The sequence below is a fragment of the Bradyrhizobium sp. SZCCHNRI20481 genome (assembly GCF_032485055.1).
In the GTDB taxonomy this organism is placed as follows: domain Bacteria; phylum Pseudomonadota; class Alphaproteobacteria; order Rhizobiales; family Xanthobacteraceae; genus Bradyrhizobium.
Genome location: NZ_JAUEUE010000001.1, coordinates 26,315 through 49,408, shown reverse-complemented (window position 1 = coordinate 49,408; position 23,094 = coordinate 26,315). Strand labels below are relative to the sequence as shown.

37 protein-coding genes and 1 tRNA gene are annotated in these 23,094 nt (G+C 61.1%); 21 read left to right on the top strand and 17 right to left on the bottom strand.

The features are described 5' to 3' along the window. Nucleotides 1-272 precede the first annotated feature (272 nt). Entirely contained in the window at nucleotides 273-896 is a 624-nt protein-coding gene (locus tag QX132_RS00280) for a LysE family translocator (RefSeq protein WP_316159818.1), read from the bottom strand. 123 nt (nucleotides 897-1,019) lie between these two features. Beyond that, nucleotides 1,020-1,226: a hypothetical protein gene (locus tag QX132_RS00275; RefSeq protein WP_315774708.1), complete on the bottom strand. Its 207-nt coding sequence runs from the start codon at nucleotides 1,224-1,226 to the stop codon at nucleotides 1,020-1,022. Nucleotides 1,227-2,373: 1,147 nt separating this feature from the next. Between QX132_RS00275 and QX132_RS00270 the strand changes: the two genes are divergently transcribed. Further along, a complete protein-coding gene (locus tag QX132_RS00270; RefSeq protein WP_315785327.1) occupies nucleotides 2,374-2,919 on the top strand; it encodes a hypothetical protein in 546 nt (181 codons plus the stop codon). A gap of 442 nt (nucleotides 2,920-3,361) precedes the next feature. Beyond that, a complete protein-coding gene (locus QX132_RS00265) occupies nucleotides 3,362-3,667 on the top strand; it encodes a hypothetical protein (RefSeq protein WP_315712035.1) in 306 nt (101 codons plus the stop codon). 55 nt (nucleotides 3,668-3,722) lie between these two features. Here the strand turns inward: QX132_RS00265 and QX132_RS00260 are convergent, their stop codons facing one another. The 3 genes from QX132_RS00260 to QX132_RS00250 all read right to left on the bottom strand — a co-directional run bounded on the left by QX132_RS00260 (nucleotide 3,723) and on the right by QX132_RS00250 (nucleotide 5,577). Further along, nucleotides 3,723-3,968, bottom strand: coding sequence for a helix-turn-helix domain-containing protein (locus QX132_RS00260; RefSeq protein ID WP_316159995.1), 246 nt, complete (start codon nucleotides 3,966-3,968; stop codon nucleotides 3,723-3,725). Between the two features lie 9 nt (nucleotides 3,969-3,977). Continuing rightward, a complete protein-coding gene (locus QX132_RS00255) occupies nucleotides 3,978-4,631 on the bottom strand; it encodes a hypothetical protein (protein WP_316159817.1) in 654 nt (217 codons plus the stop codon). A 298-nt stretch (nucleotides 4,632-4,929) separates the two neighbouring features. Then, nucleotides 4,930-5,577, bottom strand: coding sequence for a hypothetical protein (locus QX132_RS00250; protein WP_316159816.1), 648 nt, complete (start codon nucleotides 5,575-5,577; stop codon nucleotides 4,930-4,932). A gap of 484 nt (nucleotides 5,578-6,061) precedes the next feature. Between QX132_RS00250 and QX132_RS00245 the strand changes: the two genes are divergently transcribed. The 9 genes from QX132_RS00245 (at nucleotide 6,062) to QX132_RS00205 (ending at nucleotide 11,613) form a co-directional block, all read left to right on the top strand. Further along, nucleotides 6,062-7,402 carry an integrase family protein gene (locus QX132_RS00245; RefSeq protein ID WP_316159815.1) on the top strand — a complete coding sequence of 447 codons (1,341 nt, stop codon included), beginning with the start codon at nucleotides 6,062-6,064 and terminating at the stop codon, nucleotides 7,400-7,402. Between the two features lie 34 nt (nucleotides 7,403-7,436). Next, entirely contained in the window at nucleotides 7,437-7,718 is a 282-nt protein-coding gene (locus QX132_RS00240) for a hypothetical protein (protein ID WP_316159814.1), read from the top strand. Continuing rightward, nucleotides 7,715-7,903 (top strand): hypothetical protein, encoded by a 189-nt coding sequence (locus tag QX132_RS00235; RefSeq protein ID WP_316159813.1) that lies wholly within the window; start codon nucleotides 7,715-7,717, stop codon nucleotides 7,901-7,903. Before QX132_RS00240 ends, QX132_RS00235 begins: the two co-directional genes overlap by 4 nt. A gap of 243 nt (nucleotides 7,904-8,146) precedes the next feature. After that, nucleotides 8,147-8,350 (top strand): hypothetical protein, encoded by a 204-nt coding sequence (locus QX132_RS00230; RefSeq protein WP_316159812.1) that lies wholly within the window; start codon nucleotides 8,147-8,149, stop codon nucleotides 8,348-8,350. Beyond that, entirely contained in the window at nucleotides 8,347-9,045 is a 699-nt protein-coding gene (locus tag QX132_RS00225; protein WP_316159811.1) for a hypothetical protein, read from the top strand. The genes QX132_RS00230 and QX132_RS00225 overlap by 4 nt, the downstream gene beginning before the upstream one ends. A 171-nt stretch (nucleotides 9,046-9,216) precedes the next feature. Further along, a complete protein-coding gene (locus tag QX132_RS00220) occupies nucleotides 9,217-9,786 on the top strand; it encodes a hypothetical protein (protein WP_316159810.1) in 570 nt (189 codons plus the stop codon). Nucleotides 9,787-10,402: 616 nt separating this feature from the next. Beyond that, nucleotides 10,403-10,681, top strand: coding sequence for a hypothetical protein (locus QX132_RS00215; RefSeq protein ID WP_316159809.1), 279 nt, complete (start codon nucleotides 10,403-10,405; stop codon nucleotides 10,679-10,681). After that, on the top strand, nucleotides 10,678-10,887 hold the full coding sequence (locus QX132_RS00210) for a hypothetical protein (protein WP_316159808.1): 210 nt from the start codon (nucleotides 10,678-10,680) through the stop codon (nucleotides 10,885-10,887). Before QX132_RS00215 ends, QX132_RS00210 begins: the two co-directional genes overlap by 4 nt. Before the next feature lie 135 nt (nucleotides 10,888-11,022). Then, nucleotides 11,023-11,613, top strand: coding sequence for a hypothetical protein (locus QX132_RS00205; protein WP_316159807.1), 591 nt, complete (start codon nucleotides 11,023-11,025; stop codon nucleotides 11,611-11,613). A gap of 40 nt (nucleotides 11,614-11,653) precedes the next feature. On the opposite strand, the gene QX132_RS00200 is transcribed toward QX132_RS00205, so the two are convergent. Together QX132_RS00200 and QX132_RS00195 are read right to left on the bottom strand one after the other, a co-directional pair. After that, nucleotides 11,654-12,313, bottom strand: coding sequence for a hypothetical protein (locus tag QX132_RS00200; protein WP_316159806.1), 660 nt, complete (start codon nucleotides 12,311-12,313; stop codon nucleotides 11,654-11,656). After that, nucleotides 12,313-12,651, bottom strand: a complete 339-nt coding sequence (locus QX132_RS00195; protein ID WP_316159805.1) for a hypothetical protein — start codon at nucleotides 12,649-12,651, stop codon at nucleotides 12,313-12,315. Before QX132_RS00195 ends, QX132_RS00200 begins: the two co-directional genes overlap by 1 nt. Nucleotides 12,652-12,746: 95 nt before the next feature. Between QX132_RS00195 and QX132_RS00190 the strand changes: the two genes are divergently transcribed. From QX132_RS00190 to QX132_RS00150, 9 genes are all read left to right on the top strand, one after another. After that, a complete protein-coding gene (locus QX132_RS00190) occupies nucleotides 12,747-12,926 on the top strand; it encodes a hypothetical protein (protein ID WP_316159804.1) in 180 nt (59 codons plus the stop codon). Between the two features lie 67 nt (nucleotides 12,927-12,993). Next, complete coding sequence (locus tag QX132_RS00185; RefSeq protein WP_316159803.1) at nucleotides 12,994-13,224, top strand: hypothetical protein; 231 nt, start codon at nucleotides 12,994-12,996, stop codon at nucleotides 13,222-13,224. Continuing rightward, on the top strand, nucleotides 13,221-13,613 hold the full coding sequence (locus QX132_RS00180) for a hypothetical protein (RefSeq protein ID WP_316159802.1): 393 nt from the start codon (nucleotides 13,221-13,223) through the stop codon (nucleotides 13,611-13,613). Before QX132_RS00185 ends, QX132_RS00180 begins: the two co-directional genes overlap by 4 nt. A gap of 2 nt (nucleotides 13,614-13,615) precedes the next feature. Beyond that, nucleotides 13,616-13,963 carry a hypothetical protein gene (locus QX132_RS00175; RefSeq protein ID WP_316159801.1) on the top strand — a complete coding sequence of 116 codons (348 nt, stop codon included), beginning with the start codon at nucleotides 13,616-13,618 and terminating at the stop codon, nucleotides 13,961-13,963. A gap of 9 nt (nucleotides 13,964-13,972) precedes the next feature. Continuing rightward, a complete protein-coding gene (locus tag QX132_RS00170; protein ID WP_316159800.1) occupies nucleotides 13,973-14,191 on the top strand; it encodes a hypothetical protein in 219 nt (72 codons plus the stop codon). 22 nt (nucleotides 14,192-14,213) lie between these two features. After that, a complete protein-coding gene (locus QX132_RS00165; RefSeq protein ID WP_316159799.1) occupies nucleotides 14,214-14,999 on the top strand; it encodes a hypothetical protein in 786 nt (261 codons plus the stop codon). Next, nucleotides 14,996-15,184 (top strand): hypothetical protein, encoded by a 189-nt coding sequence (locus QX132_RS00160; protein WP_316159798.1) that lies wholly within the window; start codon nucleotides 14,996-14,998, stop codon nucleotides 15,182-15,184. Before QX132_RS00165 ends, QX132_RS00160 begins: the two co-directional genes overlap by 4 nt. After that, the gene (locus QX132_RS00155; protein WP_316159797.1) at nucleotides 15,184-15,363 is read left to right on the top strand and encodes a hypothetical protein; all 180 of its coding nucleotides are present in this window, start codon (nucleotides 15,184-15,186) and stop codon (nucleotides 15,361-15,363) included. Before QX132_RS00160 ends, QX132_RS00155 begins: the two co-directional genes overlap by 1 nt. Before the next feature lie 4 nt (nucleotides 15,364-15,367). Continuing rightward, nucleotides 15,368-15,757, top strand: a complete 390-nt coding sequence (locus QX132_RS00150; protein ID WP_316159796.1) for a hypothetical protein — start codon at nucleotides 15,368-15,370, stop codon at nucleotides 15,755-15,757. Here the strand turns inward: QX132_RS00150 and QX132_RS00145 are convergent. The 6 genes from QX132_RS00145 to QX132_RS00120 form a co-directional block, all read right to left on the bottom strand. After that, entirely contained in the window at nucleotides 15,709-16,233 is a 525-nt protein-coding gene (locus QX132_RS00145) for a hypothetical protein (protein ID WP_316159795.1), read from the bottom strand. The two genes, QX132_RS00150 and QX132_RS00145, sit on opposite strands and share 49 nt — an antisense overlap. A gap of 78 nt (nucleotides 16,234-16,311) precedes the next feature. Continuing rightward, a complete protein-coding gene (locus tag QX132_RS00140; RefSeq protein WP_316159794.1) occupies nucleotides 16,312-17,484 on the bottom strand; it encodes a hypothetical protein in 1,173 nt (390 codons plus the stop codon). Then, complete coding sequence (locus tag QX132_RS00135; protein ID WP_316159793.1) at nucleotides 17,481-18,146, bottom strand: SOS response-associated peptidase; 666 nt, start codon at nucleotides 18,144-18,146, stop codon at nucleotides 17,481-17,483. Before QX132_RS00135 ends, QX132_RS00140 begins: the two co-directional genes overlap by 4 nt. 8 nt (nucleotides 18,147-18,154) lie before the next feature. After that, nucleotides 18,155-18,604 (bottom strand): hypothetical protein, encoded by a 450-nt coding sequence (locus QX132_RS00130; RefSeq protein WP_316159792.1) that lies wholly within the window; start codon nucleotides 18,602-18,604, stop codon nucleotides 18,155-18,157. 137 nt (nucleotides 18,605-18,741) lie between these two features. After that, nucleotides 18,742-19,263: a hypothetical protein gene (locus QX132_RS00125; protein WP_316159791.1), complete on the bottom strand. Its 522-nt coding sequence runs from the start codon at nucleotides 19,261-19,263 to the stop codon at nucleotides 18,742-18,744. 50 nt (nucleotides 19,264-19,313) lie between these two features. Then, nucleotides 19,314-19,727, bottom strand: coding sequence for a hypothetical protein (locus QX132_RS00120; protein WP_316159790.1), 414 nt, complete (start codon nucleotides 19,725-19,727; stop codon nucleotides 19,314-19,316). Nucleotides 19,728-19,936: 209 nt separating this feature from the next. On the opposite strand from QX132_RS00120, the gene QX132_RS00115 reads away from it, so the two are divergent. Then, complete coding sequence (locus QX132_RS00115) at nucleotides 19,937-20,320, top strand: hypothetical protein (protein ID WP_316159789.1); 384 nt, start codon at nucleotides 19,937-19,939, stop codon at nucleotides 20,318-20,320. A 58-nt stretch (nucleotides 20,321-20,378) separates the two neighbouring features. Here the strand turns inward: QX132_RS00115 and QX132_RS00110 are convergent, their stop codons facing one another. The 4 genes from QX132_RS00110 to QX132_RS00095 form a co-directional block, all read right to left on the bottom strand. Then, a complete protein-coding gene (locus QX132_RS00110; protein WP_316159788.1) occupies nucleotides 20,379-20,939 on the bottom strand; it encodes a hypothetical protein in 561 nt (186 codons plus the stop codon). A gap of 89 nt (nucleotides 20,940-21,028) precedes the next feature. After that, nucleotides 21,029-21,814 (bottom strand): class I SAM-dependent methyltransferase, encoded by a 786-nt coding sequence (locus tag QX132_RS00105; protein WP_316159787.1) that lies wholly within the window; start codon nucleotides 21,812-21,814, stop codon nucleotides 21,029-21,031. 30 nt (nucleotides 21,815-21,844) lie between these two features. Beyond that, entirely contained in the window at nucleotides 21,845-22,468 is a 624-nt protein-coding gene (locus QX132_RS00100) for a thermonuclease family protein (protein WP_316159786.1), read from the bottom strand. A gap of 123 nt (nucleotides 22,469-22,591) precedes the next feature. Beyond that, nucleotides 22,592-22,667 (bottom strand) — tRNA-Lys (locus QX132_RS00095). Nucleotides 22,668-23,094: the final 427 nt, after the last annotated feature.

The following is a 23,094-nucleotide window of genomic DNA, read 5'->3' as shown; positions in this document are numbered from 1 at the left end:
CTCCGGGCGGGTCTTGTTTTTGCGCAGGCTTTCCAAGGCGCAACTCGATACTCCCATCATAAGCGCGCTACTCGTGGTCAACGTGCAGCGGCGGCCTCGGACCCCCACCCCTCATGGTGAGGAGCGCCGCCCTTGCGGCGCGTCTCGAACCATGAGGCCACAGCGCGGGCCTCGCCCTTCGAGACGCCCGCCTGCGGCGGGCTCCTCAGGGTGAGGAGCGAAGGTCGTATTCCCGTCGCCATGAGCCGTCAGCCCCCCTTGATCGGCCGCCCTCACCGCTCGCTCAGCGCCAGCCGGGCGCCAAGCAAAGCAAAGCCGCCGGCGAAGGCCCGGCGCAGCCACGCCATCACCCGGGGGCGGCTGACGACGCGATCGCGCACCGCTGAGGCGAACAGCCCGTAGACAACGAACACCGCGAACGTCATCGCCATGAACGTGGCCGACAGCTCCAGCATCGCGGCGAGCGGATGCGCCTCGTCCGCGGCGATGAACTGCGGCAGGAAGGCGAGGAAGAAGATCGACAGCTTGGGGTTGAGAATGTTGATCAAAAAGCCGGTCAGCACCACTCGCCCGGCCGAGCGCGCCGCGTCCTTCGCGTCATCCTTGGCCTCCACCGAGAGTGCGCCACGCTCACCGAGCGTCTGCCAGGCCATGTACAAGAGATACGCAACGCCACACCATTTCAGCGCGGCAAATGCCAGCGCGCTGGTGTGCAGCACCGCGGCAAGCCCGATGATCGCGGCGAGCATCGCCGGGATGATGCCGAGCGTGCAGCCGAACGCCGCGGCGACGCTCATCCGCGACCCCTTCGTCAGCGCCACCGCGAGCGTGTAGAGCACGCCGGTGCCGGGCGAGGCCACCACGATCAGCGAGGTCAAGAGGAAGGCGTAGGACATCGGGAAAGCTCCTTGGGCGAGACGTGGCGCATCAGCCCGCAAGGCGCGGCAGCAGCCTCAGCGCGTCGCCGCGCTCGATCTCGGCGGGCTGCTGATCGCTGAACACGGGTGACGGCCACGATGTCAGGGAGCCTTCGCCATTTCAACCGGCTCGGGCGCCCGATGCGGCCGCCGCATCGCCTCGAGGTGAGGACCAGCGGCGTCGGCCTCGCCGCAGCCGGCGAGCATGACCGCGCCGATCGTGAGCCGTGGGCTCGTGCCGCAATGCGACGGCCAGGCGATGATGGCGGCGATGTTGCCGAGGAGGAGAACGGCGAGCAGGACGAGCATGGCCCGCCGTCCTGTTGGCGTGGGTGACGACATCGGGGCTTCCTCACGATACGGTTGACGCGATCGCGGCTGCACCGCGAGGAGCGCCATCGGTTCGATCGCGTGCGGCCACAGATGCGAACACACGCCGCGTCAGCGGCGCTTTTGCGCAGGTCTGATGTCGTCATGTAAGATCTTGTTGCTGTTCGTGCGCGCGCTCCCGGCAGCCGGTGATTGAAAGCCGCGTGCGTCCGCACCGCGGGGACGCAACGGGCGACTGCGCTCAGTCCCGTCGTAGGACGACCAATCGGCCGGGCCATCTGAACCTCATCACGACGCAGGCGGTTGCCGGGCAGGGGGCGCGTTCAACCATCGTCGCGACGCATCTCGCGCCCGAGCTTTGCTGGTCGTCTCGCCCCCATCAAACAGAGGGCGCGGGGAATGCCGGGCTGCAGGCCGCAACCCATGGCCCGCCTGCAGAAGAAAAAGCAGGCGGCAGTCACCACAGGTTCAGCCGACATCCGGCATTCCCCGCGCGATGGTCTTCACGTTTATACGCGATCTCCCCGGTGTCCGGCTTGATAGCCACCGTCGCCCTCGGGGATCATCACCCCCAGGACTTGGCGCCAGCTTCGGGGCGCCAGGACCACGCGATTTCACGTCCGCGTCAGGCTGTTCGTCCGCGCGCATCAGCGCGCTGCAGCCAGCCGCGGCCACCGCTCCCCGCACCCAACGTCCGTGACGATCGCGAAGCGCCCCTCTCGAGGAGCACGGGTTGGGGACAGTCAACCATGAAATTCGGAAAAAGTGAAGTCGAATATTTTTGGCGGAGGGACTGGACAGGGGTGATCGCCTTGAGGGACCTGATGAAATGAGTTTTTCCGCGCATCCTCACGGCAACGCTGCTGGAATGCGCAGGGCCGTCGCGCCATGATCCGCTGGCTGTCCCAAGAAGCTGCGCCATGAAGGCCCAACGACCACTGCAACTCATGCGAGCATTGCGTGCCGGGACGACAGCGATTGTGGCCGGCCCGCAACGAAGTCGGCTTTTTGTTAGTTGTTTCTATTCCCCCTGAGGTTGCGACTATTGTTCCCCAGATCGGCCCCTGCTACCGCTAGTAACGACAGTAGGGGTGCTGTGGGGGCTCAAATGAACGGTTTGCGTCGGATGGCCGGCTGGCTGGCCATCGTGGGAGCGGCGTGTCTTGGCGGGTGTGCTGCGCCGCTTGCGGTCAACAGTGTGACCGACGTCAGGTCGACGACAGGCAGCCGAGGAATCGACGTCTACGAGCCGAAGCGCCGCACCGACGCAAGCGTGCCCGAGTTCGCGGGTGACCAGCTCGTGGAGGTGCGGACATTTCACAATCCCGGCGGGGGAGGCGAGGTCGAGATGGCCGGAGCGTCCTGCTCACTGGAAGCCTCCGGCTTCAGCGCAACCATGACGAGCCCCGCCAAGGTGCGCGTGCCGCTCTATCGCGGACAGTCGAGCACGCTTGCCGTGACCTGCCAGAAGCCCGGCTATCAAAAGCGGATGATCACGGTCGCGCCCTTCGATTCGACGCGCCAGGCTCGTCTGGCCAGCGGCATGAACGGCGGCATCCTTGGTGCGGTCATCGTGGCCGGCATCGACGCCGCCGCCGACAACACGAAGAACGATTGGCGGTATCCCGTCGCGAAGGTCGTGCTGGAGGCCGATGCTGCCCCCGGCAGGTAAGGGACGGATCTTTCGGTATTGGCGGTTACGGTTGCGGTGACAGTGCATGAAACTGCTCGCGCCAAGTAGCGAGGTCAATTTAGCGCACCGGAATTCTCGCTCAAGGCCGCCCGACCGGAGGCAGTCCCCGGGCCTGCCGCAAGCACTCGGTCTCGGACTGTCCGCGCCACCGGCCGTCGTCATACTTGATACTTGGCCGACAGGAGCGCGACCATCAGGACAGCGATCAGCACCATGCACGCCAATGCCTGACGATTGTCCGCCTTCATGGATGGCTCACGCCAGTCTAACCTGTCCCGGCGGGTCACGCTGGAAAACGTTGCGCCGTCGCGCCATGATCCGGCCGTGGCCGCATTTCATGCTCGTCGGCCGCTGCAACCTCGGCAGGCGCCATGCGTGGCGACGGCGCGTCGCCGGACGCTGAACCCTGGAGTGGACGACCATGAGAGCCCTCGCGCTGATCCCCCTGATCGCATGCCTCGCCGGCTGCGGGATGGTCGACGCCGTTCAAAACGGACTTGCCTACAGCCGGGCTGTCGAAGCCGACCTCCTCGCCGAAACCGGCGTGCGTCCCGCAGTCGGCTTCAACTGGAACAACGGCACGCTGACGTCGGTCATGGTGACCTTCCCCAAGCTCTACACCGCCAAGCCGCTGCCGGAGCTGTCGGAGAAGGTCCGGGCCGCGGTGATCAAGGAATTCAAGCAGAGTCCGAAGCAGCTGGTGCTTGGGTTTGCGGTGAGCGGGTGAGGGGCTAAGGCAGTGTGGCCGCGTTACCTGACGTCGATGGAAGTTTAGTGCACTGTCACCGTAACCTCCGCTTGTCGTCATACGTCGCCACAGGCTTCAGCTTGCGCGGGCCGGGCTTGGGACCGCGCTTGCGGTTCAATCCCTCCGGCCCATGTGCCTTCCACGCCTTGATCCAGTCGTGCAGAAGCTTACTCGCTATGCCGAGGTCACGAGCGACGGGCAGAACGCCTTCGCCTCGCTCGACCCGCTTGATCGCTTTCAATTTGTAAGCCGTCGGAAACTGACGGGTCTTTCCTCGGATTTCAGGCGTTTAGTGCGAAATCGAACGGGCTACTGAGAGATCAGGGAAAATCTTGCGAGACTGCGCAATTTCGTCGCGTGCGGCCTGCTTTCGAGTTGGCACTATGTGCAGCTCAACGAAATTGCCGCGGATGCGTAGTTTGACCGCACCAATCGGCACCTCTTTCATCCACGGACTGTCGTATCCAGCAAATTCATCCAAGAGCATCTGCCTAATGCGTTCGCTCTGTGGAACTTTCTGGTGGATTGTCCGATTTGAGAGAAGGCGGGAAAGAACTTGGTCCGCGATAATGCGCTCCGCCATCAATTCCGAATGTGCTGCGATCGGGAGGTTGGCAACATAGAGGGCCACCAAATCAGCGTAGTCTGATTTTGACCAGATGGTAGGAACGGAGCGTCCATGGATAATCGCGGGAAGATGCTCAAGAACCTCCGCTGGCGCAACTTCTGCCTGAGACGGCTCTACAAGTCGCTGCTGCTCATCTTCGGAGGTGGAGTAAAACCGCAACCCCAAAGCTAGCGCTGTGGCAAGAGCGAGAATTGTCGCCACCAACCAGCTGTCGATGTGAAAAAACTGCTGCCCCACGGCGACAAGTATTACTGCAGCGATGCAAGCGTTGATCGCCTTTCGGTACTGTGCATGAGACATCGCGAACGAGGGCATGAATAATTTCCCGTTCATCTGGTAAGCAGCCCTGTCCATCCTAGCCCGGCAGCGACTGCTTGAGCTGGTGTGCCTGGAATGACAAACCCTTCGGATATTAGACAGCCGATGGTTAGGAATACAATAAGCTCTACGATGCTTCTGGCCCTCTCGTTGCTCAAGAATAAGGCAATAACTGGCGAGAGACCGTATATGTTCCTGTTGGCTTTGCTGGTTTTGCACCACAGCACGACGACGCCGACTGCGACGTACACAACAAGGGGAATGGAAAAATCTTTCGTAAAATCCAAAATACTTGTCATTTGAATACGTCGGTTTTTTCGAACGCTTTTGTTGCTGCCGCCATTTGCTTAAGAACCGTGCCCAACTTGTCGACGAGCATTTCGATATCGGCTCGAGACATCTGCAGAAACAATTCTGCTTGGGCGTCGGTGTCGACGTGGACTAACGCGACGGGCACTCCAGACTTGATCTCATTATTTTTGTCAAAACCGAAACGGAAGTCGACGGATACGTCGAACCGTTCCAAAGCGGGTAACGTTTGAGCGCTGAGCGTGCGGCGCTCAATTGTATCGCTGATTCTTGGTTTTTCTGACGCAATAATCGTAGCGACTTCCTGAACCGCATCGATTGCAGCATCTTCAAAGAGCTTACCGCGACCTGCTTGAACAAAGTCGTGAGGGCCGCCATCGGTTTGGGATAGGACACCAACAGCGACAGAGAGGGCCGCAAGCACGGCACTCGCGTCGATGCGCGAAATCGAGACGGTGGCCTCCAACCAGTCCCGGTCGAGATCTCCGGTGCGTTCAAAGGTATCCAAAAATTTGACGACTATGGCGCGCCGGTCGGACGAAGGCAGCTTCGACAATACGTCGAAGCCCGCTCGTATTCGCGGCAGCAAGCTCTCAGGTAGCTCGCTGAGAAATGTCTGGATTGGGGATGCCATTTTTGATTAGCCGAAGCAGGATTGGCGCCCCACATGCCGGGCTGCCATATTATCGCTTTGAATAGTACTTAATTGGCTATGGCCTAGTGCGCGTCTTGCCGCTCTCGAAGTGTTCATCGTGGCTCCCCCAATGCTTTATCCAAGCTCAACTTCTGCGCGACTTCAAGAGCCTGCGTAATCTGGCACCAAGAAAGTTGGTTGTGGCCGAGCCCAAACGAACCGGCGTCGTCAAGAGTTGAATTCAAGTTAACCCGCTGATTCCGCTTGGTGAGCGCGCTGGGGCTCGAACCCAGGACCCCGTGATTAAAAGTTCTTTCAAGCGTCTTTTCTAAGCTTTTGGCCGAATTCGTGTTTTCGTTTGTACTCAGGCCAAATTGCTCATTTCACTGCATTTTCCTGAAACCACGTGATATTTCGATTGACGTTCGAGGAAGCTCGCGTAATTTCAGCCTGAGCACAATTTGAGTACATTCGGAGATGGCGCATGAGCACAAATCGGGTCAGCGAAGACATCTTGAAGGCATTGCCGACGCCGGAAGCGACTGCATTCCATTGGTTCGGCGGACATAAGCTGCAAGGCAAGATCGCGCCGAACGGGTTTGGCGTCCGGGTGACCCCGAAGGGCACACGGACCTTCGTCTATCGTTATCGCCACGACGGCAAGCAATGGACCGAGACAGTTGGCCAATGGGTCGGCAGCGGCGGCACGCTGACCGTGCTGCAGGCGATCGAGAAGACGATTGATCGCATGAAGGCGATCGAGAAGGGCCAGGAGGAGGCGGGCAAGGTGCGGGCGTACAGGGCGCCGACCGTGCAATGGCTCAAGGTTCGCGCGCCTGCCTCGGCTGATCAGCCAGCCGCCGAGAAGGCCGTGACGGTGTCCGACGTCCTGGACGAGTTCGTGACGCGTCACGTGATGCGAGCTGATCGGCCGTTGCGCTCGGCGGGCGATGTCAAGCGGACGATTGAGCGCCTGATCAAGCCGGCCATCGGCGAGATTGCCATCCGTGAGATCGACCGCGACGACATCACCAAGCTGCTCGACCATGTCGAGGAGAACAGCGGGCCGGTGATGGCCGATCGCGTGCTCGCGGCGGTGCGCAAGTGCTTCAACTTCTATGCCCTGCGCGACAAGAGGTTCGTCAACCCGATCGTCAAGGGCATGGCCAGGAGCGAGGCGCTGTCCCGTGATCGCGTGCTCGACCATCAGGAGCTGCGCGACCTGTACGCCGCGCTGGACGTCGTCGAGAACGTCCCGGAGTGTTACCCGCGCTACATCAAGTTCACGTTGCTCTGCGCCAACCGGCGCACCGAGTCGTCGGACATGCACTCGTCCGAGGTCAACGGCGACGACTGGATCATTCCGGCGGCGCGATACAAGCGCCTGCCGAAGCACCGCAACAAGGACCACGTCATCCAATTGAGCCCGCAAGCCAAGGCGCTCATTGGCGACCGCACGGGGTTCATCTTCTCAAGCGACGGCGGCAAGACGGCCTTCAGCGGCTATTCGAAGGCCAAGCGCGAGCTGGATAAGACCATCAACGACATCCGCGCCAAGGACGGCCGCGACCCAATGCCCAATTGGACGCTGCACGATCTGCGCAGGACCGCGAGCACGCTGATGGCAGAGGCTGGCGTTCGCCCTGACCATGCCGAGCGCTGCCTCGGCCACATCATCAGCGGCGTTGCCGGGACCTACAATCGGTTCGAATACCCGAAGGAGAAGCGCGCGGCCTTCGAGGCGCTGGCCAATCTGATCGACGGCATCACCAATCCGCAGCCGAATGTCATCCCATTGCGAACCAACGCCTTGGCGTCGGTTTGAGCTATCGACACTCGATTTGCTGATCCGACTTCACTTGCGCATGGAACGCTGTATCTTCCGCCTGTCTTTCCTCTTGTGTGGCGAGTTGACCATGAGCGAGCATAACAACGATCTGCTATCTCAAACTGAGTTCGCCGAGCGGTTCGGCATGGCCGTGATCGGCCGCCCGATCAGTTTGGTGACCCTGCGCAAATGGACGCAGGAAGGCCACGCGCCGCCGTGCGTCTACATCGGGCGCTTCCCGCGCTGGAGCTGGAGCACCGCGCAGCGCTGGATCAACGAGCGCGTGCGCAAGGCCGAGGAGCAGGCAGCATGAGCAACCACTATCAGTTTTGGGACCTGATCGAGATCGCAATCAAGGTGCGGGCCGAGTCAGTTGCTGTTGAACGCCTGCTTGGCCCGCTCGACGACCACGACGCAGGCGAAGCAATTGCCCATCGACTTGAGGAACTGGCCGTCCGCATCATCGCGAATGCCAGACAAGACAATATGCTGAGCTAAGACGACGACCGGCAAAAGCCGGCGACAAGAACGACACTGGCGGGGTCCTGGCTGGAAGATACGAAAATGCAAACTTCAGGATCGACACATGCAAAAAATAGCGCCCCCGGAGGAGCATCCGGGAGCGCGGGAACTTCAGGCGACGACTTCAAGCAACGCGAACGTAGCAATCGCCAACAGTCCTGCGCAAGATCAAATTAGGCCTATCGACGGCACGGGCCGCGCCAATGATGGAGGCGCGGCATGAAGCGAGACTTCTCCCGGCTGCGACATGCGCGCAATGCCCGCGTCTACGGCACCGAGGACATCGACGGCCGATCCGGCATTGATGCACTGCTTCGGCGACAGCCGCGGCCATTCAAGCCGCGGCTGTCGAAAGAGCAGATGCGCGCCGATGCCGAGCGTGCCGTCGCGGCATGGCGCGGAACGACGGCGGTGTCGTCATGAGCGAGATCGTCAGCAATGCCGCCGGACAGCGGCGATGGTTCACTGCGTTCCTGCCGTTCGCACTGCGAAAGAAGTACACGCCTGCTGCCATTGCGGTCGCGACCGGGCTATTCGAGATTTGGTTCAATAGGACCAAGAGCGGCCAGTGCAATCCGGGATACGACAAGATCATTGCCGCGCTCGGAATCAACGAGCGCACGCTGTTCCGCGCCATCAAGGTTCTTGAAACCGATGGGTGGCTCACCCGAACCAAACCTGGTCAACACGAGAACGTCCAATTCACGTTTCTGATCCCGCCCTCAGAGGTGACAACGGTTGTCACCTCTGGCTCGACAGAGCAGCCTGTCACGGATGCTGCCGTGACATCGTCCGGGACAGGCTCAGAGGTGACAGCCAGCACGTCCAGAGGTGACAAATTCGAGCGCCAGAGGTGCCACTACGCTGTCACCCATAATGAACACTTGAACACGGGAACACAAAGAAGCGCGCCTCCGGCGCGCGCTTCTGAGTTTGTGACTCCTAGCGGTGATTCCCAACTGGTAGCTCGATCGTCTCGGATAACCTCTTGCGGGACTCTTGCAGAAAGCGCGCCTGTCGGCGCTTCCGCCAAGAACAACCAGAGCATCACGTTGAACAGCACTGATCCCTTCGCAAAGCTCAACGCGCGGCTTGCAGACGACGAGATACCGTGGTGAACAACAAACAGCCTCACTGCCGAGCCGATCTTGATGTTACGCTCGACGTCACAGTCACAGCGTCACGGCTTGCGGGGCTCGCTGATGCGTTTATCCTCGTCCCCGCTTCCCACTGCGGTCAACTACAAGGAACGCACCAGCGCCTTCCTAATTCAATCTGAGGGGCCATCCATGCCGGCACTGAAGAACACCAAGCACGAGGCCTTCGCCAACCTCGTGGCCAAACGAGACAAGACGAAGATGTCCGTCACCGTCTGCTACATCGCCAGCGGTTACAGCACCGATGGACACGCCGCAGAGGCCTCAGCAACGCGTCTGCTGAGTTCGGCTGAGGTGCAGGCCAGGATTGCTGAGATCAATGCGCCAGTGGTGGCCAAGAGCCGCGTGACGGTGGCGTCGCTGCTCGCTGAGCTGCAGGCCACGGTCGAGGCCGCCCGTGCGGCGAAGCAGTTCGGCGCGGTCAACGGCAGCCTCGCCCTGATCGGCAAGCTGACCGGCCTGCTGGTCGAAAAGGTCGAGATGGGCGGCCCTGGCGAGTTTGCCGACGCCAAGACGCCTGCGGACATCCTGCGGGCGCTTGCCGAGGACTGCGGCAGTGTCGGCGAGCTGATCGAGCAGCTTGAGTTCATGCTGGACGAGGCGCGAGCCATGGCTGCCGGCCAAGCCCGTCCGATCGCGGTTGTTGAGCACAAGTCTGAGGATAAATGGAAAAAGCTCAATGGTTTCAATCAGGCCACGTGATCATTAGTCATGAGCGCGGCTCTCGACAATCGCGACGTAGCTGGCGTTGCCGCCGCATCAAGGCAGGCCACCCGACCCCGCCGCCCCCACCCCCGGGGCCGGGGAGGGGAGCCGTACTACACCCCGACCCCGGCCTATAAAACCGGGACTCGGGAAAATCTCATCCTGCCTCTCTGCCACCACACGTCCATCCTGGAGTCCCGTCCTTCTGGAGTCCCATGTTTCCAGAGAGGACCCGTTTCTGAGGAGGTTTACATGGCCCGTGAATGGGACCGAGATACGATCCACTGCACGCTTCGGCTTCCGGATGACGGATTGTCGCCTTTACCGAGGTGACCGCGTTCTCATCTGCTGCTTGATAGGCCCGCGCCGGGCAGGAGACCGGGTTCTTAATGCGATGGCTGCGCATATCCGCTGCTATGGCGCAGACCGGACATCGGGTCTGCGGGCCGGCCTCCTATCAGGAGACGGCTGCAACACCCGGAGTCATGCCACTGATGTTCTTGTCAAATGATACCAGAGCGCGCGCTGCTCATCTATTGGGCTATCGACACGATTCGGGACCTATCGACACTCAATCGCGCCCGCGCATCTTCACAGCCGCACGGATGCGCGTATGTTCGACCTGCCAACTGCAGGGAGTACATGCGCGATGGCAACTACACAGAAGGTGCCTTTGACTCGACGCGCGCTGATTGCGCGTATCAACCGCCGCCTCAAGCACGACGATCAAGCGCTGCGGTGTTGTCGCAGCAACTCGCGCTGGTGGCGTGAACTCGGCGACTTCTACATCGTCGACATCAACCGCAACATCATCAATGACGTCTCAGTTGACCCCACCGAGTTCGGCAGAGAACTGGGCGTGCTGCACCCGTTTGAGGAGGTCGGGGCATGAGCAGCAATACAAGACCGCCCGCGCTCCTGCTGGTGCGCGCGAAAGACGTTCTAGCCGAGATTTCCAGGATGGAGCCGCATGACAAGCTGTCCTTGGAACTCATTAGTGCGGCAACGTCTGTTGCCAGATGGTTAGATGCCAAGCTGTCGGCCGACGCAGCGGCTGAGATGCGAAGTCGTGACTTTGACCTCGATATCCCTTTCTAACCGAAGAATACCACATGAGCATTGCCACCGGAACCGCTGCCGCGCCGTCATGAGCGGCGGCAGCGATCGTCTCGGCGGCCCTTCCGCCGCGCGCCGCAGTGGCGCCAAGAGTAACCACAAGCCCCCGTAGCAGGTGTGACAGCAACAACCATTCTCGTCCGATACAACGCCGCGTGCCAAGCAATTGCCGAAGCCAGAGCTGTGGATGAAGTGAAAGACATCCGGGATAAGGCGCTGGCCATGGCGCTCTATGCGAAGCAAGCGAAGGACCGCGATCTGATCGACTACGCCACGGACATCAAGCTTCGCGCCGAGGCAAGAGCAGGCGAGCTGCTGATCGAGATGGCCGAGAACCGCGAGCGCGATGTCGGTGCCGGTGGCGATAGAAAATCACAGTCGCAGCCGCCGACCGTGAAACTGGCCGACCTCGGCATCACCAAAGACCAGTCCTCGCGCTGGCAAAAGTTGGCCCAGCTTGATCCCAAGGAGCGCGAGCAAAAGATCGCGAAGCTAAAGGCGAAGGCGCAGGCCGCAATCGATCCAAAGCCCAAGAAGGTCGTCAAGCGTAAGTCGCAGCCCGACTCCCAGCCCTGGGAACTCTACGTCCAAGACTTCCGCATGCTGCTCCGAAAGTGGTTCAAGAAGCTGCCAAGCGAGTGCTGGTCGGACTTGGTCGACGGGCTTCATGACGAACTTTCCAAGACTCAGCGGCTGACTCGCGGGTAGGAGTGGACGCTATGGCGGAAGGGGCGACGTAAAGCGGCAGCTAAACGGCGGATAAAGGCGCCGGACGCATCGGTTGATGGACAACATCGCTTGCGGTCGGTTTTTGGTGGATCGGCTGCCCGCGTTTGACCGGAAGCAGCTCGATGACATCCGCCTCGCTGCGGATGGCAGCCTGAATAGCGAGACGAGCAAGAACAACGACGTCATTGCACCACCCCTCGCGCAAAGCGAGGGCGGCGCGCTGGATCATGTCGCCGGGAATGCCGATCGGTGCGCCCTTGGCCTTCCAGGCTGGGCGGGGCTTCTGGACGATGTTTCGCGCCTTCGGCGACGGTCGTTGAAAGCTTCTCTGCCAGCCGTTGACAATGCCGTGCGGCGACGTGAACCGGCGCCTCTTGGCTTCGGGCAGGGCGTTGCGCCAAGCTCCAATCTCCTCGGGGTTGTCTGCCATCTGCATCGCGTAGAACTGGTCCATGCGGCTGATGTCGCCGAGGCCTTGATCAGCTAGCCAACCGTTCATGCGGAGGCTGTACGCTGCGCCCTTCGGCGAGTTGACCTTGGCCAGGGCCATCGCCTCGCGGCGACCGATGCGACAGGCGCGGCCGACAGCGCACCAGTCCTGGAATGACATCTGCTCGCCCTGACGGATGCGAGCCATAGCCTCGCGCCCCTGCGCGATGATGTCGTTGTCGCTGACCATCATCCAATTCCGATCTGGAGCGCCGTGACCGTCACAGCGCCGCCCGTGCTGTTGTTGGTCAGGCGCCATGCCGCGATGGGGCAGGTCGAGATCGCGCCGATCTGATTTTGGGACGACGTGACCGGCCCGCCGATTGCGCTCGCCGAGAATACGGTCGGGCCCGCCGACGACGGGAACGTGTTGGTCGGATCGTCTATGGTGACGTCAATCTGGTAGGTCGAGCTGAGCGAGGTCACGCGGATGCCGAACCCGATCTGGATCGGCGGCTGTCCTTGCCAGTTGGTCGACTGCCACGGGCTTGACCCCGAACTACTAACAGTGACGTAACGCGGCTGCACACCCGCCTCCTATGACACTAGACGGCGCGTTGCATGCCGCCAGCTCCAGGTATAAACTGCGCTTATGTGATGGCAAGTTCAAGAAAGAACAGGTTATGAGCGATCTGGAACGCTCTGCCGCTGCGATCGCCGCAGCACAGGCAGAAGTCCGCCAAGCAACCGAGGAATATCGGCGCGGCGGTTCACCCAACAAGTTGAACAAGGCCAACGATCGGCTTGCCGACGCCTGGAGCGACTATCGCGCTTGCTCCGGCGGCATCGTGCCGCGTCATTGACGCGGCACTGTACGGACGTGGCCGGCATGAGCGCCGGCTCGCTGCACGCAGGTATCAGGTGTTAGTCATGTCAAAGAGACCGCGCTTTCCAATCAAATTGGAGTTCTGGACGAGTCCGGAGCAATACGAGGCGCTGCAATTGCTCGCCGATGCGTCGCTCATGGACCGGTCGAACCATCTGCGGCAGGCGGTCAACATCTATCTGATGCAGCACGGGGCCATTGCAGCCGTGCGGCAGCAGCAGGCCAATGGTGCCGGCCACGCCGCGTCATCGGATCAATCCAGGAGCATTCCATGAGCTACAGCTACGATGAAATCCTTGTGGCCCAAGGGCAGCGTATCGAGGCAGAGCGAGCACAGCAGGTGGCTGAGCTTGAAGCTGGCCGCATGTCGGAAGACCCCGACCGGGTGAACGATGCAGCAAACCGGATTCTCGAATTGGATGCCCAATACGCCGCACTCGCGCAGCGCGCCAATTCCTACTACGCACAGGGACAGGCGCACGCCCGGCAGGCGAACCCGCACGGATTGAACGATCAGGAGATGGAGGTCGCGGCCAATTTCAGCCAAGACCCCAGCCTGTCCCGCGAGCAGAAGCTCGAAATCTACGCCCGACAGAAGGCCCGCTATCAGCACATGCGCCGGACCGGCGAGTATCGCGATGATCAAGGCACGGTGCGGAGGTAACCATGGTCCTGACCTTCAAGAGCACGCGCGCCGCAGAGGTCTACATCGTCGAGCTTGAGGCCGATGGCGCCAAGCGCATCGCCCGCGCAACGCAGATGAACAATAACCCGAAGCAATGGTCTGCGCAGGTCGAGCATCCGGCAGGGATCAGACCTTGCAGCAACATCTATGGCAGCCGTGGTGATGTGGCCGTCGCGCTCGCCGAATACCTGAACAACACGCGCACCTCGTATTTGCAGGAAGCCGCGCGCGGTCATCGGCCAGAGAGCCCACCGCGCGATGCCAACGTGCGGCTCAATGACTTGGGGCAGCCGATGGAGATCACTGCTTTCCGCGAGCGTGGCCGATAGGAGACTGAAATGAGCAGCATCAAACGTCTACGAGATTACAAGCGACAGGCTGGCCCGAGCGGTGCGAGCCGCAATCCGGTGGACCTCGGCTATTGGGCAGAGCGCGCCAGCGAGAACTCGTATCATAGCGGCCAGAAAAAGCCGAAGGCGGGCGGACCGGGCCGGACCGACAAGAACCATGTCGGCGAGGACGACTACATGCCGAACGTCCGCCGAGTCAGCAACTGACCTCAAGCCCTTTGGTGACCCGATGGTGACCCGTCGGAAGTATCGAAAGCCGCTGGCGTTCAAGGATGGTGGCGCCGTGCCGGTCGTCGACCATGTGCCGCCGCCAGGCACACCGTCCGAACCATCGGCAGATGCTGCGACCCATGCCGTACCGGACGACCCAATCAAGCAAGCGCTAGAGGCGCAGCGCCGCGCCGAGGAGTTGGCGAAGCAGCCACCGCCGCGCCAGCCCACCATTGAGGAACAGATTGACCGCATCCCCGGCATCTCCGAGTTCAAGCGCGAGACGTTGAAGCAATACCCAAGGCTGATGGACCCGAGCATTGCGCCGCTCGCGTCGAGGCACTACGCCGCCGCGTTAGCCGATGGCGTGGAGGACGACACCGAGGCGATGAAGAGCCGTATCCTTGGCGGTGTCACGGCCGACCTTGAGCTGATCCAGCGGACCCGCACAGGGGCGCTGAAGACCGATCCGGGATCGCCGGCAGCATCCGCGCCGACCTCCGCCCAGCGATCTCCCGTGCGGTCGGCTCCGCAACCGGCGGGGTCGCAACCTCGGCCAGTGGCAGTGGCTCGCCGTACCATCCCGGTTTCGGCGCCGGTCTCTCGCGAAACACCGACACCAGCCGGAACGCAGGAAAGAGGGGCGATCACGTTGTCCGCCGAGGAGCGGGCTATCGCCCGCAATTCGTTTGGCGCGGTCAGCGGGCTGCACCTGTCGGATGATGCGAAAGAGCGGATGTATGCTGCCAACAAGCGGCGCTACCTGGCGATGCTGGCGTCAGGCCAATACGGAGGGCAGGGGTGACCTACAGCGACAATCCCCGCATCAACGAGGCCGTTGATCTCCTGATGCACGTCCGGATGAGGCATCCTTGGTGTCCGGCCGGGGTGCCAAGCTGGCCACCCAAGACGCGCGCGGAGATCATCGGCGCCGTCCGAGATGAGTTCGGCGCGGCGGCAGCCGGCGCGGTCAAGATCACGGTTCACTGATGGCCATCCCGACCGCCAAGGATTACGAGTTGCGAGCCATCGACGAGATCATGGCGAACGTGGCGACACGGCTTGTCACGCTGCGTCACACGCCGGGACGGAAAGATGTCGCCGGCCTGCGCAAGGTGTTGCAGGACCTCGTTGATAAGGTCATGGCCTATGCCCACGATTGCGAGTAGCCACATGAGGCATTTCCCCGGCAAGCAGTTCGAGCCGGCCAAGAGGGCCATCGAGCGGTTTGCGGCTCTCAATCGGTGGGTGACCGCGCGCGGCGGCTGGATTGTGTCGCTGCCGGGGGCCGATCCGGTGATGATTGAGGTGCTGCCGGGCTCGTCCCTGATCGATGAGTTGGAAGAAGCGGGTTATGAGCTGACATCGGCCAGCGAGGGGGAGCGCATCGTGCCCGGTCGGATCGTCCAGAGGTTTGCGACAGCGTCAAACGGCACATTCGAGCCGCTTACCGCCAACTCGACGGTACCTGTCGCGCTGACGACGACGCACGCCGGCATCACCCGCGTGATGCGCTATTGGCTTGAGCTATCTTTATCTGACGTGTCGGCCGGCGGCATATAGTTGTCCGCCATGTAGTCCCAATCCCTTTTTCGAATCCAAATCTTCAATTTGCGGTCAAAAAGCCAAATTCTCGGCTGCGCGAACCGCCAGCGGAGATTGATCCAGATGCAATTTTCTGGATCAATCTCCTCATAGTTCGGAGGCTGGATTAGGGGCAAAATGACCTGAGCTTCTGGACCGACGGCAACAATGGTTTCTTCCTCGAACATACTTTCAACGATGGCTGATTGGGACTTTCCCATGCGTAGTTGGTGGGCGTCGACCTCGTTGCGCCAGATTAGCAGAACCGGCCGATCGCTGACATTCTTTATGACAAGACAATGTACAATGTTGTGACTACCCGCCACGAGCGGTCTCGCCACAATGATTGCGACAGGAAAATGCTTTACGTAACGATCCCATACTAGAAACGCCGCTGCAAAGATGCCGGACAACGAACCGACGGCCTTCAGGATCTCAAATGCGGTTTCGCTCATCGAACTTCCTGGGAATTGTTCCTTCGTGCGGCGCGATCATCGCAGTCACCCGGACTACGAAGCGCCGGGATGCGCGGTTCACTTGTTAACCGCTTTTCGAATTGCGCGCAGCTCTCGCTCGATTTCGCGCTGTTGGTCAAAGAACGCCATACGTCGCGCTAGATGATCGGCTCCGAGTTGCTGAATGCTTGCTAGAGGAGACGGAATTCGAATATCGAGAAAGGAGGCAAGCGCCATCCGATACAGCAGCGGCGCATAGTTGAACAAACTCTTGCCAGACGTCTTGACCACCAAACGATCGGGGCGCACGGGATTCCCGTGAAGGAAGTCGTTGCGCGCGTGATAGATTTCGCCATAGAGCCAGCAAGGTAGGCTCCGCAGCGGCGCTTTTCTCTGCTTTTGCTTGTTGGCCGACACGAACGCTTTGTAGCGCTTTCGGCGTAAGCCGGCGTCGTGCCACGGAGCTTTGTCTAGCAACGAGTAAACCAGCGACGTTTCCGACCGTCCCGTCTTCGGGTGTGCCAAGATTTCGAATGCGCTGACCCATAGGCTGATACTGCGCCCCAGCGAGAAGTGTGAGACGTCAGCCTTCGCGGGCATCTTGGCCGCGGCAAAAGCCATATCAAGGGACCGAAACAGTGCTCTGTCTGGCCACGTCGGTGGGCGTCCGTTGTATCGGACCCGCCACCGTTTTAACAACGCATTTAGCAGCACGAGATCGAAATCGGTTTTATCGAGTGTGACCGGAAGAAGGCCCGGATCGCCTTGTCCACGGAAGTTGTCGACCGTCTCGAGGTTGGCGACGGCTGGCGTGGAACACCCGAGATGTCGACCAAGAGTTATCATCCATGGATAGAAATCGTACCAGTCAGAGTAATACGTTCCAAAGCTCTGCTGCCATAGTGCAGATTTTGCTCTCGATATTGGGATCGCCGACAACGCAACCAGATCGCGAAAGCTGGTGGCCGGCCCGAGCTTGATGAACGATTTCGGCGCATCCTTGTTGAGGATGAGTATGCTCGGTTGGAGCTTCCGGCCAAAGGCATCTGTAAATTTGCTAACAAATTCTGCGAACTCTGGCATCCTGGCACAGATTTCGCGAACGCGAGTATCATTAAAAGTTACGATAGCTGCTATCTCATCTTCGATCGGGTCCTTCAAGAATAGGTCAGGAAACACGAACGCGGGAGTCCACGCCGAACTCTCGGCCGAGATCATAGCATCGTGATTTTGTTCACCAAGGTTGGTCATGCGACACCAGCATCATGTTCCTTGTTTGCTCCACGCATCACGATTGTAAGTGCGCTATTTGGCAGCGGTCGCTGCAGACCCCTCGCTTCATCCCATGGTGCCCGCAGCCAGACCTCGCGCTCCTCGGCATTCGTCAGGATGACCGGCATCACCTTGGGATGAATCGGCGCGACGACGGCATTGGGCTCGGTGGTCAGGAACCCATAGACCAGATGCGGACCGGGGACCGGCCTGGACTTGGTGCCACGGACACCCTTGAACTCGGCCCAGATGCCCGCAAAGCAGGTCAGGGGCCGATCGTCGGACAGGGCGAACCAGACAACGTCCTTCTTCTTCGTCTTCGGGTTCGGCTCCGGCGCGTATTCGGCAAAGCTGTTGAAGGGGACGAGACAGCGGTTCTCCGGCTTCAGCCAGCCGCGCCAGTGGGGCGAGGCCGTGTTGCGGATGTTGGTGACCGGCGGGCCGCCCGTGCGCGGAGGCGGCGGCATGCCCCATCGCATCAGCACCATCTCGCGGTCGTCACCATTGCCGCGAACGACGGGCGCTGGATAGTCCGGGAACACGCCGGGCATCGGCGGCAGGTTGCCTTCGTATTGGCGCACGGTCCGGAACAGCGCGGCAATAGCAGCTTGGTTCGTGGTGATGCTGTAGAGATTGCACATAACAGCCGCTAGACGATATTCTGCAAGATATTGAGCACGGCCCGCGCCAGTTCGTACGCAAGACGGGAATGTGCAGGATCGTTCGCCTCTACCCAAACAAGGGCCGGTTTGTCCCAATGCGAGCGGTCCCAAACTGCTTCATCCCATGCGGAGCTGTAGGCCACCACCTGCTGCGCCCGTTGGACAAGCCGAGTCGAAGCGTTCAGTTGACCGTGTTTCAAGGCAAAAGCCGCGTCTCTGAGTATCCGATATTCGAGGTGCTGTGCAGCCAGTCTGTTTCGAAAGGCGTGGTCGTCACCCTGTTCTAGTCCGCGCCCGCGTCGGTCGGCATGAACAACGCCCGCGAGCGCATCCAGCGTCAGGAATGCGTTCACCGCCAACCGAAGGTCGCCAACGCTGCTCTCCAGCGCCTCGACGTTCGGAGCGACTACACTATGTAGGAAGTCCGTCGGGGTCATGGTCTTCCCTCGTAAAGTCGCTGGAGCGTTGAGCATTTTGAGCGGCAAAACGGGCCAAGTCGGCTTGGTCCCATATAGACGCGCGCGGCGGCAGAACCGGCCCGCATGGGCTAGAGTCGCTAGTCCTGGAGCGCCGGTCAATCAATCTTGGTGCAGATGCCAGCCGCAATAGACGGTGTGTCCTTGTTGTTGTCCTCACCGCTGATGTAACCGATCAGATAACTTTCCAAAAACCGATTGTTGGCCGGGTTAAACCGGAGTTCTGAAAGCGAATAACTACAACGCACGTGCCCCCGAGGCCATACGGCAACCAAGCCATCATCGCTGTCAGCGATGCAACGACTGTCAATCGTCGATCCCGCTGGTCTCACCGTGATTCTAAATCTATGAACTATGCTTGGAGAAGCGCCTTCGTAGATTGGTTCGCTCGTGGTCGAAACAAACTCCAACTTCAAAACGAATCGACCATCAGCTTGAAAGTTAGCAGAACGCCATTTTTTGAGCTGCTCATCGTATCGAAGCCCGCCCACAGCCTCCGATGTACAGTAAAAGGTGACGTCTTTTGGCTCAATTGCGTAGGCGTGTGTGCACAAAAGAAGGCATGTCGTGCCGACGACCGAGTTGGCTTGCCAGCGACTGACGGTGAACATCTTCGGCATGTTGGCTCCCGATGCGTATCATTATTGCTTGCGGCGTTGTGAGCAGCGTTTCATCGCTGCTCGGGCCACCATGTTGATGGGGGATTGCTCGCCGAAATCTTGGTCTCGCGTAGCGCCACCAGTGCGCTCCGCTTGTATGGATGCCCTCGGAGCTGCGAGCAGTCCTTGCAGCGCATGTATCGCTCCAGCTCATGAATAGGCGTGATCTTCGGTCGGCGGACGACGTCGAGCGCGACGGTCTGGTTGGTGTGGCAGCCGAGGCATCGGACCTCAAGATAGCCGAATCCCGCGTTCAAGGCATCGCCGAGCGCGGGCGACGGTTGCGCCGGTCCGCCGGCTTCAAGCATGAGCTTGTTCCAGGCGATGCAGGCAAGGCGATCTGCCTCCTTGCGGGCGCGCGCGGCCTGCTCCGCTGCAATGCGAATTGCGGACCCGTAGAGGCGTTCGCGCGATTTGGTGCTCATGCCGCATGATCTCGCCGATTGCTGCTTTCGGAAAGCCGCTAGGTCTTGGGGCTGTGCATACGCTCGGCGCAAGCTGCGGGACCGGGTGACCTCTGGCCGGCGGCGCGTCGCCCAATCCCAGAGATAGTTCGGGAAAAAGATTCACGGCGCTACCTGGGGTGTTGCCAGACCCGAACGATTGCGGTTCATTGGTATTAGAGGGGGAGCCGATGCGATTGGTTGGGGTGACGGCCATCTGTGCCGTATTGGGCGCTTGTGCAGCATCTGCGCCGGAGGTCCGGGCGCGCCTCGGTCAGGAATATGTCGGCAAGAATGTCGATACCCTCGTGATGAAGTGGGGGCCGCCGACCAGCAGTTTCCGGATGAACCGCGGTCAATCGTCGTATGTCTGGCAGCTTGCGACCGAGACCACGTTAACGAGTGACAGAAGCGCGAAGACCTACGCATGTAAGGTCAACGTCGTCGCATCGCCGACCGGAATCATAGAACAGCTCAACACGGAGGACCCGAACGCGGGTGACGGCCTCCTCGGCGTGGTGGGGGCCTATGGCAGCATGTGCGGCGAGCGCCTTGGGATGAAGCCTCAGGGCTGATGCCGGGTGCGGGGACGCTGAAGCGGGAGCCCATGCCGCTGATGTTCTCGACCCGATCCTATCGGCTGGCCTGCGCCGCTTGACGTCTATAGTCCTCAATCATCTCCGGCTTGACGTCGCTCGGATAGCACAGAGGCGACGCGCCTCCCGGCCTTGAATGAGCGCTGCGTGCCCCGCAAGCTCTGCCGTTTCTCATCAGATCATCCGGACAGGCGCAGGGGTGACCCGTGGCGTAGTACTGCTCTCGGCTGGCCTTGATTAGGATCGCCACGATTGCAGCGGCCGTGAGCGCGGTCTCAACCTTGCGCTTTGTATCGGGTGCGGCCGGCTTCTCCGGCGGCGCGAGCTTGGCCTGCGTTGGAGCGGGCTGGCGATTGCTTTCTGGCTTCGCTGACGGGGCGAGATTGGTCGGCGCCGCAATGACCCGACGGTCGGTCTCCGGTCTTGCGGCAGGCGGGCTCGCCGTTTCGGCCGGGACGGCCGTAAACGCCACCGGCTTGGTCAGGGTGACTTGCGCGGCAGGGACCGGGGTAGCAGGCGTGGCCGTGCCGCTGCCGGGCGCGCCTTGCTGCCCGACCGAATACGACACCAGGGCAGTGAGCCCCAGCAGAATGATCACGCTCCCCGATCTCATCGGGCCATTCAACCGGAAGCGGTGGAGAAGCGCAATCTCACCGGAAACAGTCGGTCACGCGGCCAGCGATCCCATCAAGCTGGGGCGCTGGACTTGCGTGTTACCCAAACGATGCCGGCCCGCTTGCGGCAGACGAACGAGAGGACATCCGCAGCCACCGGCGCGTGTGCGAGCCGTGACAGCCCCTTAAGCCCCTTGGACTGAAGGCGGAACCGCATAAAGTCAGCCTCAGCCGCGACCGGAGCAGAGCCGAAAGCCGCTCGCCACCAGGTTCGCAGGTCCTTGGGCGAGTAGTAGAAGACGTCAGTCTTGAGCTGGTTCAGCATGAAATCGGCCCAGTCCTTCGGGCTCTTGCCGTCGCGGTAGTAGCCAAAGCCGAGGCGATGGGCGGCGCGCATGTAACGATGCGCCACGGCGTCGGGCAGGTGGTGCACAAAGTACAGTCCGACATGGCCCTCGAACCAAGAGCTGCGGTCGGGGAACAAGGCCAGGAACGTTCCGCCGGGCTTGAGGACACGTGCGATCTCGGACACCGCAAGCTGCGGGTTTCTGACGTGTTCGAATACTTGGTTCGAGATGACGACGTCGAAGAACCCGTCATCGAAGTCGAGTCGGCCATCCCGGAGCGCTCGGAAGTGCTCGGGACGTTCCGACGCCGGGGCGTCCAAATCTGCTCCAAAAAACTCGTAGCCAGCCTGACGTCCGTGAATGACCACCTCGCCGCGCCCGCAGCCGTAATCAAGGACGCGGGGCCGCTCAACTCCCGATAGCGAAAGCGCTCTTTCAAATACAAACTCGTAATTCGGGCTCATGCGGCTCACGCTCTGGCAGAATGGACCCAGATTGGCAATGCGGGTCACGGGGTAAGTCAGCAGGTGACGATGGCCGCTCTATGGATGTTGATCTAAATCGTCGGAGCAGGCTGAGGGGCGTCCGCCTGCCCGGATGCAATCCCGATAATGCCACGGCTCAACGAAGCTGCCCGACCACATGCCCCGACCAGCTTTCTCGGCGCCGCGTTGAGCCTCGCCGTATCGACCCTGCGAGTACTTGGGCCAGTCGAGGGCATGGCCGTTGGCAACCAACCATTGGCCTAAGTCCGGACCGGGAACGCCGAGCAGGCAGACCGCTACAGTGCGGCCGTATTGGTCTTGGCTTTTCGGGGAGCAGGTGACCGGGCGGGGGATCGCGTGGAAAAGCGCGGCTAGGGATGCTGCAGCCTGTCGGCCGCACGGATAGAGATCGCTGTCGCTATTCCGGCAAAGCTGGTCGCCCTCCGGCGCGTCGATGCCCCATAGCCTGATGCGCTCGCCATGGATTTCGATCGTGTCGCCGTCGACTACCGTGGCGCGGCCAATGAGATCATTGGCGAACGTCAAATCACTGTGCAGCAGAGCTGCAAGAACGGCTCCGGCTGAGAGGCACAGGAGCGACAGACTCAAAGCTAGCTTGAGACGCTTGGCCCAGATGAGCAGCCACCCAGAGAAGCTTGGGATCGATAACAGCGCCAGCATGGGACCATCGCGCAGCGTCCTAAAGCGCCATGATAGCGTTGAGGACAAATTGAGGACAAATCCACACCGAGGCCAAGCGGTAATTCGGCCCGGAACAATAAATCATTGAAATTCTTGGGGATTTGGTGAGCGCGCCGGGACTCGAACCCGGGACCCCATGATTAAAAGTCACGTGCTCTACCGGCTGAGCTACGCGCTCGCTTCCAAGGAAGCGGTGTGGCGGCTTGAGCCGTCACTGTCCGGATCGTCGGCAGGATACCATGAGAACGCGCAAGGCGTCGCCGTGGTTCACTGCGGCGCGGGAACGGGGCGCAAAAACCCCGGTCATGGGCCGCATGCTGTCGCCCGCGCTGTGTAGGGGGTGGGTTTGTTTCGGTCAATAGGGGGTGAAACCACAGAGGCGTGGTGGGTCGATTGTGTGAGCGGGTGGAGGGGGTTGGGGGTGTGGTGGGCGGGAGTGTGCCGCGGCGGCGGGGGCCTCGTGGTTCGAGACGCGCCGCCAAGGGGCGGCGCTCCTCACCATGAGGGTTGAGAAGGGGGGCGTGAGGGCGGTCGCACCGCTGGATAAGGGCGCAGACCTCGCCGCAGATCGCTCGGGCCGCGCACGCCGTCCTCATCCTGAGGAG

Excerpts from the sequence above, each read along its gene's own strand:
- QX132_RS00280 (WP_316159818.1), bottom strand. The coding sequence starts at position 896 with ATGTCCTACGCCTTCCTCTTGACCTCGCTGATCGTGGTGGCCTCGCCC.
- QX132_RS00275 (WP_315774708.1), bottom strand. The coding sequence starts at position 1,226 with ATGCTCGTCCTGCTCGCCGTTCTCCTCCTCGGCAACATCGCCGCCATC.
- QX132_RS00270 (WP_315785327.1), top strand. The coding sequence starts at position 2,374 with ATGGCCGGCTGGCTGGCCATCGTGGGAGCGGCGTGTCTTGGCGGGTGT.
- QX132_RS00265 (WP_315712035.1), top strand. The coding sequence starts at position 3,362 with ATGAGAGCCCTCGCGCTGATCCCCCTGATCGCATGCCTCGCCGGCTGC.
- QX132_RS00255 (WP_316159817.1), bottom strand. The coding sequence starts at position 4,631 with ATGCCCTCGTTCGCGATGTCTCATGCACAGTACCGAAAGGCGATCAAC.
- QX132_RS00250 (WP_316159816.1), bottom strand. The coding sequence starts at position 5,577 with ATGGCATCCCCAATCCAGACATTTCTCAGCGAGCTACCTGAGAGCTTG.
- QX132_RS00245 (WP_316159815.1), top strand. The coding sequence starts at position 6,062 with ATGAGCACAAATCGGGTCAGCGAAGACATCTTGAAGGCATTGCCGACG.
- QX132_RS00235 (WP_316159813.1), top strand. The coding sequence starts at position 7,715 with ATGAGCAACCACTATCAGTTTTGGGACCTGATCGAGATCGCAATCAAG.
- QX132_RS00230 (WP_316159812.1), top strand. The coding sequence starts at position 8,147 with ATGAAGCGAGACTTCTCCCGGCTGCGACATGCGCGCAATGCCCGCGTC.
- QX132_RS00225 (WP_316159811.1), top strand. The coding sequence starts at position 8,347 with ATGAGCGAGATCGTCAGCAATGCCGCCGGACAGCGGCGATGGTTCACT.
- QX132_RS00220 (WP_316159810.1), top strand. The coding sequence starts at position 9,217 with ATGCCGGCACTGAAGAACACCAAGCACGAGGCCTTCGCCAACCTCGTG.
- QX132_RS00215 (WP_316159809.1), top strand. The coding sequence starts at position 10,403 with ATGTTCGACCTGCCAACTGCAGGGAGTACATGCGCGATGGCAACTACA.
- QX132_RS00210 (WP_316159808.1), top strand. The coding sequence starts at position 10,678 with ATGAGCAGCAATACAAGACCGCCCGCGCTCCTGCTGGTGCGCGCGAAA.
- QX132_RS00200 (WP_316159806.1), bottom strand. The coding sequence starts at position 12,313 with ATGGTCAGCGACAACGACATCATCGCGCAGGGGCGCGAGGCTATGGCT.
- QX132_RS00190 (WP_316159804.1), top strand. The coding sequence starts at position 12,747 with ATGAGCGATCTGGAACGCTCTGCCGCTGCGATCGCCGCAGCACAGGCA.
- QX132_RS00185 (WP_316159803.1), top strand. The coding sequence starts at position 12,994 with ATGTCAAAGAGACCGCGCTTTCCAATCAAATTGGAGTTCTGGACGAGT.
- QX132_RS00180 (WP_316159802.1), top strand. The coding sequence starts at position 13,221 with ATGAGCTACAGCTACGATGAAATCCTTGTGGCCCAAGGGCAGCGTATC.
- QX132_RS00175 (WP_316159801.1), top strand. The coding sequence starts at position 13,616 with ATGGTCCTGACCTTCAAGAGCACGCGCGCCGCAGAGGTCTACATCGTC.
- QX132_RS00170 (WP_316159800.1), top strand. The coding sequence starts at position 13,973 with ATGAGCAGCATCAAACGTCTACGAGATTACAAGCGACAGGCTGGCCCG.
- QX132_RS00165 (WP_316159799.1), top strand. The coding sequence starts at position 14,214 with ATGGTGACCCGTCGGAAGTATCGAAAGCCGCTGGCGTTCAAGGATGGT.
- QX132_RS00155 (WP_316159797.1), top strand. The coding sequence starts at position 15,184 with ATGGCCATCCCGACCGCCAAGGATTACGAGTTGCGAGCCATCGACGAG.
- QX132_RS00150 (WP_316159796.1), top strand. The coding sequence starts at position 15,368 with ATGAGGCATTTCCCCGGCAAGCAGTTCGAGCCGGCCAAGAGGGCCATC.
- QX132_RS00145 (WP_316159795.1), bottom strand. The coding sequence starts at position 16,233 with ATGAGCGAAACCGCATTTGAGATCCTGAAGGCCGTCGGTTCGTTGTCC.
- QX132_RS00140 (WP_316159794.1), bottom strand. The coding sequence starts at position 17,484 with ATGACCAACCTTGGTGAACAAAATCACGATGCTATGATCTCGGCCGAG.
- QX132_RS00135 (WP_316159793.1), bottom strand. The coding sequence starts at position 18,146 with ATGTGCAATCTCTACAGCATCACCACGAACCAAGCTGCTATTGCCGCG.
- QX132_RS00130 (WP_316159792.1), bottom strand. The coding sequence starts at position 18,604 with ATGACCCCGACGGACTTCCTACATAGTGTAGTCGCTCCGAACGTCGAG.
- QX132_RS00125 (WP_316159791.1), bottom strand. The coding sequence starts at position 19,263 with ATGCCGAAGATGTTCACCGTCAGTCGCTGGCAAGCCAACTCGGTCGTC.
- QX132_RS00120 (WP_316159790.1), bottom strand. The coding sequence starts at position 19,727 with ATGAGCACCAAATCGCGCGAACGCCTCTACGGGTCCGCAATTCGCATT.
- QX132_RS00115 (WP_316159789.1), top strand. The coding sequence starts at position 19,937 with ATGCGATTGGTTGGGGTGACGGCCATCTGTGCCGTATTGGGCGCTTGT.
- QX132_RS00100 (WP_316159786.1), bottom strand. The coding sequence starts at position 22,468 with ATGCTGGCGCTGTTATCGATCCCAAGCTTCTCTGGGTGGCTGCTCATC.